Annotated in this window: 1 protein-coding gene; it reads left to right on the top strand. The window is 45.8% G+C overall.

Annotated features, from left to right (window positions below; genetic code table 11):
* Positions 1-2,039: DUF4815 domain-containing protein (locus tag ACFING_RS09625; RefSeq protein ID WP_375630732.1), on the top strand; the 2,039-nt coding region annotated here is incomplete at both ends.

Here is a 2,039-nt window from a genome sequence, read left to right as displayed (position 1 = left end):
ATGCAAGCTATTGCGACGTACGACCGCGCCCATGGGCATTATATCGTGAGTGGCTGCCGTGTGAGCGCATTGGGAGCCAATAACGGTTGCCAAGTGTTTAGTATTCAAGAAGGAGAAGCCAATATCAATGGCTTTAAACGCAAACGCTTAGCGGCTTTGCGTCATGAAGAACTCGAGGACTTTTCGACAAGCGTTGTTCCTAGCGAAACGCATATTTTTGCGCCCCCAAAAGGGAAAACAAGTTTCACCTTTAAACCCTATTATTTTCCTCTTGCCGATATTCAATCTCTTTTGTTGACAAAAGAAAAGACCGTTACCGTCACCCGTGGTGCCGTTGCCGCTGGGCGTGATGGTGTTCCTGATAAAAGCATCACCGCGTTTATTAAAGTCGTTCAAGGAAGCAAGGAATTTAAAGAAGGCACAGATTTTAAAAAAACAGGAGACACCATTGATTGGGCACCGGTGGGAGACGAACCTTTAGCAGGGAGCAGCTATAAGGTGACTTATCGCTATCGCGCAAAAATCACGGCTGATAAAGTCACAGCACAGGAAATTACTGTCTCAGGGGGTGCGGAGGGTGGTGATATTATCGTCAGTTACACTTATAAATTGCCCCGCATTGACCGTATCGGTCTCAACACGGGGGGCAATGTCGTCTATATCAAAGGAGTTTCATCAGATCACTCCATGGCACCAAATGTCCCTGATGATGTGTTGTCCCTTGCAACGATCACCAACAATTGGCTTGAAACGCCGGTTGTGGTCAATGATGGCACACGGGTTGCCCCCTATGATGAGATGTGGCGCTATTTTCAACGAGTGCTTTCGCTTGACCGTCTGATGCAATTAGAGCGTATTAAAAGCAATGTTGACTCTAAAGAACCTGTTGCCAAAAAGGGCATGTTTGCAGACCCTTTTCTTGATGATAGTTACAGAGATGAAGGCTTTCAACAAACGGGGGCTGTAGGCAACGGCATTTTACAGCTCGCCATTGATCCAACCTTTTACACCGCTAATCTTACAGCGCCTGTCACCCTTGACTGGACAAATGAAGTGATCATTGCGCAAGAGTTGACAACGGCTTGCGAAAAAATCAATCCTTATCAAAATTTTGCACCCCTGCCTGGTACAGTAACCCTTGAACCCGCAACAGACTTTTGGCATGAACAACGCACCGATTGGCTCTCGGGTATCACCAATCAAATCATTATGGGAAAACATCGCGGCAGTACCATACGTAGAACAGAAGTAAGCGATAATTTCATCAACACACACCAAGAACAAATCGACTTTTTAAGACAAATTACCCTTCACTTTAAAATTGAAGGTTTTGGCAGTAGCGAAATCTTGGAAAGTCTTACCTTTGATGGTGTGAATGTTTTACCAAAGAGTCTCCTTATTGCCGATAGCAAGGGCACCCTTGAGGGCGCTTTCACGATTCCACAAAATATTACGGCTGGCACAAAAAATGTTGTGGCACGGGGAAAAGGTGGAACAATTGCAACAGGGCTTTTTACAGGTCAAGGCGTGATTGATGTGAAAGTGATGCGGCGCACCACAACAGTGAAGATCTGGACGCAATTTGACCCACAAGCGCAAGTTTTTACCCCCGATGAAACACGGCAAATTACCGGTATTGACTTTCATCTTTGCAAAATCGGCAATCAGAACCATGATTTGGTGATTGATTTGGTCACTACAGAAAACGGTTATCCGACCGCCGATATTCAAGCGCAAAGCTTTTATTCTATGAAGGGCGCAAAGGCAGGATGGGCAGAAGCACGCTATGATGTACCACTCCTTGTGATGGATGACCGCTTAACGGCTTTTGTCATTAAAACCGATGATGCTGATCATTCTGTCTCACTAGCAAAGCTTGGGGATTTTGATGCAGAACACCAAAGATTTGTCTCAAGTCACCCTTACGTGACCGGTCCACGCTTTTCTTCTGTCAATGCTAGGAGCTGGACTGCTCATCAAGATGAGGCTTTAGCCTTTCGAGTGCTGGCGGCACGCTACACACAAACAGAAAAAACCAT

Origin of the sequence: Bartonella sp. AP150HLJHH, assembly GCF_042196385.1 — a bacterium.
In the GTDB taxonomy this organism is placed as follows: domain Bacteria; phylum Pseudomonadota; class Alphaproteobacteria; order Rhizobiales; family Rhizobiaceae; genus Bartonella.
This window is presented reverse-complemented; position numbering and strand designations above follow the sequence as displayed.